The organism is Rhizobium sp. SEMIA 4085 (assembly GCF_013004495.1).
Lineage (GTDB): Bacteria > Pseudomonadota > Alphaproteobacteria > Rhizobiales > Rhizobiaceae > Rhizobium > Rhizobium gallicum.
In genome coordinates this window covers 1-3,305 of the sequence record NZ_JABEPH010000507.1, presented here as the reverse complement: position 1 = coordinate 3,305, position 3,305 = coordinate 1, and the positions used below count along the sequence as shown (strand labels likewise).

The window sequence follows — 3,305 nt, the reverse complement described above, 5'->3', positions numbered from 1 at the left end:
TCTCGATCATGACCGGCATTGCGGTCAACAAGGATGTTGCCATGACCGGCGAGATCACCCTTCGCGGCCGCGTTCTGCCGATCGGCGGCCTGAAGGAAAAGCTGCTCGCAGCGCTTCGCGGCGGCATCAAGAAGGTGCTGATCCCGGAAGAAAATGCCAAGGATCTGGCGGAGATTCCGGACAACGTGAAGAACAACATGGAAATCATCCCGGTATCCCGCATGGGCGAGGTGATCAAGCATGCGCTGGTTCGCAGGCCTGAACCGATCGAATGGGATGGAACGGTTGAAACGCCGGTCATCGCGACGGTCGAGGGCCTCGATGAGACAGGTGCAGCCATCGCTCACTGAGCGCTGCCTGCCACATTTATGTCAAAATGCTGCAAAACTCGGAAAAGGCTGGCTTAAAACGCCAGCCTTTTTTGTGAAAACGTCACAGAGCCGCTTGCTTTTCCTTGATTTGCAGGGCTTTTGGGTTGCGGCGGGCCTGATGAAACTTATTCTGTGCCTGGCTTACAGATTTGAGTCGTTTCGAACCATTGAAAGGGGTGGAAACATGAACAAGAATGAACTCGTGTCCGCAGTTGCCGAAAAGGCTGGCCTCACCAAGGCTGACGCTGCCTCTGCTGTCGACGCTGTTTTCGACGTTGTCCAGGCTGAACTGAAGAAGAAGGGCGACATCCGTCTCGCCGGCTTCGGCAGCTTCACCGTTTCTCATCGCGCTGCCACCAAGGGCCGCAATCCGTCCACCGGCGCCGAAGTCAATATTCCGGCTCGCAACGTGCCGAAGTTCACGCCCGGCAAGGGCCTGAAGGATGCCGTTAACGGCTAATGAGATTTCTGGCCGCCGGATAACGAGACTGGCAGCCCAGGTTTGGAGGGGTCCGGCGAAAGCCGGACCCTTTCCACTTTCCGCAGGTCTTGCGGGCTTTTCAAGTTTCATCTACGGCTTTTCAGTTCTCAGGGCGGGTGAAAGTCCCCACCGGCGGTAAGGGCCTCGGCCCGAGCCCGCGAGCGCCTTTAGCGCGCCCATGGGGGGGAGGGGTCAGCAGATCAGGTGCGATGCCGGAGCCGACGGTCATAGTCCGGATGAAAGAGAATGATCGCATGCACGAAGGGACAGGGAACTGTCCGGCGGTGCTGTTGCGCTCATGCGTCCTGATGTGTGTTGGTCCTTTTTATCTTGGATGAATGACCTGAATCAGACTTCCCTCATTATTTCAACGTCGCATGCCATGGCAGGTGCCGCCTGGATGGTGCTGGCCGGCGTGGTCTTCTCGATCCTCAACGTCGTCACGCAATGGGCGGCGATGAAGCTTGCCTTCCCGTCAGCCTCCATTGCCTTCTGGCAATATGCCTTCGCGCTCGTCTTCTCCCTGCCGTTCCTCTACCGGGCCGGCTTTTCGGCGATGCGCACCAATTATCCTGGCGCCATGTCGTGCGCGTCGCCTGTGCGGCGCTTGGCGTCGAAGCCTGGGTCACGGGGCTCGCCTCCGTGCCAATCTGGCAGGCGACCGCGCTGGTGATGACATCGCCTTTTTTATCATTCTCGGTACGAGACCCTTGCTCAGGAAACGGGTTGGTCCGGCCCGTCGGACGGCAACGGTCGCCGGCTTTGCCGGTGCGATGATCATCTTGCGGCCCTGGTCGGTCAGTTTCACTTGGGCGGCCCTGCTTCCGATCCTCTCGGCGCTGCTCCGGGCGCTTCCTCGCTGATCACCAAGAATCTGACGGGAATCGAGCGGCCCGAAACCATCACGGTCTGGCTGCTGGTGCTTCTGACGCCCATCAATGGCGGGCTTGCGCTGGCGGCCGGCTTCGAGGTTCCGGCGGGCGTCAAGCTGGGGCTTTTCGTACTCGCCGGCCTGCTGACTGTGCTCGCGCAGTATTTTCTCACACTTGCCTATACAGCGGCCGATGCTGCCTATGGGCAGCCCTTCGACGATCTCAAACTGCCGCTCAACGTCTTTGCCGGTTGGCCCGTCTTCGGCTATGCGCCTACCGGTTACCTCTGGCTCGGAGCGGCATTGATCTTTTGCGCCTCCCTCTTCATCATGCGCAACGAACTGCGCCGCGAGCAGACGGCTGCATCGAACATGGCGGTGCAAAACGCGCCGCCTGTCATGTGTCTGTCATCAGCGTCCCTCAAAAATCCCCCGTTTCGGATATTCGACACATGGGGGATTTCATGACCATTTCATCGCGCCAGGCTACCCTGGCTGCCGTGCTTCTCGCGTCCGTTGCGTCCCCGGCCGCTGCGGAGCCTGTTTTCAATCGTATTGCGTCCTTCCCGGTTGCCGCAAACCTGCCCGCCGGCAAGGACAAGCTTTCCACGACCTCCGCCGAAATCATCACCGCCACCGATGACGGCAGGACGCTGATTTACAGCGACAGCCCGCTCGGCGCGATCGGCTTCGTCGACATCATCGATGCCAAGGCCCCCAAGGCCGGCGGCGTGCTGATGATGGACGGCGAGCCGACATCCGTTACGTCGGCAGCGGGCAAGGCGCTCGTTGCCGTCAACACCGGCGAGAGTAAGCAGAAGCCTTCCGGCCATCTGGCAATCGTCGACGTCGCCACCAAAAAGATCGAGAACATCTGCGATCTCGGCGGTCAGCCGGATTCGATCGCGCTCAACAAGGAAAAGACGCTCGGCACCATCGCCATCGAAAACGAGCGCGACGAAGACGTCAACGATGGCAAGATCCCGCAGATGCCGGCAGGCGCTCTCGCGATCTTTCAGGTCAAGGACGGAACGGTCGATTGCGGCACGATCAAGCACGTTGCGCTGACCGGCCTCTCGGCCGTCGCGCCGGAGGACCCGGAGCCGGAATTCGTCGCCTTCAACGGCCAAGATGAGATCGCACTGACATTGCAGGAAAACAACGAGATCGTCATCATCGACGCCAAAACCGCGCAGGTGAAGACGCATTTCTCCGCGGGCAGCACGGACCTTTCCGATATCGACACGAAGAAGGACGGGGCGCTAAGGTTTGCTGGCGAACTGAAGGGTGTTCTGCGCGAACCGGACGCTGTGAAATGGCTGGACGACAACCGTCTCGTGGTCGCCAACGAAGGCGATTATGAAGGCGGCTCGCGCGGGTTCACGATCTTCGACAAGACCGGCAAGGTTCTCTACGAAGCCGGCAGCTCCTTCGAGCGCGCCGTGGCGGTTCTCTGGCAGTATCCGGAAGGCCGCTCCTCCTCTGATGGGGTCTACACGGAGTGGCTGGGAGCAGCCACCGTTGGGGGCATGACGTGTTTCTTCGTGCTTGGAGCAGCAGGATATGTTTTCGGAGGAGTCAT

Annotated in this window: 2 protein-coding genes, 2 pseudogenes and 1 riboswitch; all 4 genes and pseudogenes read left to right on the top strand. The window is 60.1% G+C overall.

Annotated elements, in window-relative coordinates; all coding sequences use genetic code 11:
- On the top strand, nucleotides 1-350 hold a 350-nt coding region (locus C9413_RS30015; protein WP_348648815.1), incomplete at its 5' end, for a S16 family serine protease.
- 205 nt (nucleotides 351-555) lie between these two features.
- Complete coding sequence (gene hupB, locus C9413_RS30010; RefSeq protein WP_028739578.1) at nucleotides 556-831, top strand: DNA-binding protein HupB; 276 nt, start codon at nucleotides 556-558, stop codon at nucleotides 829-831.
- Nucleotides 832-951: 120 nt separating this feature from the next.
- Nucleotides 952-1,104, top strand: a riboswitch (FMN riboswitch).
- A gap of 91 nt (nucleotides 1,105-1,195) precedes the next feature.
- Nucleotides 1,196-2,089: pseudogene (locus C9413_RS30005) on the top strand (DMT family transporter); the annotation flags it as partial.
- Nucleotides 2,090-2,175: 86 nt separating this feature from the next.
- Nucleotides 2,176-3,305 (top strand): annotated as a pseudogene (locus C9413_RS30000) (alkaline phosphatase); the annotation flags it as partial.

Bases quoted from the DNA above. Each gene is read 5' to 3' on its own strand.
- hupB (WP_028739578.1), top strand. From the start codon at position 556: ATGAACAAGAATGAACTCGTGTCCGCAGTTGCCGAAAAGGCTGGCCTC.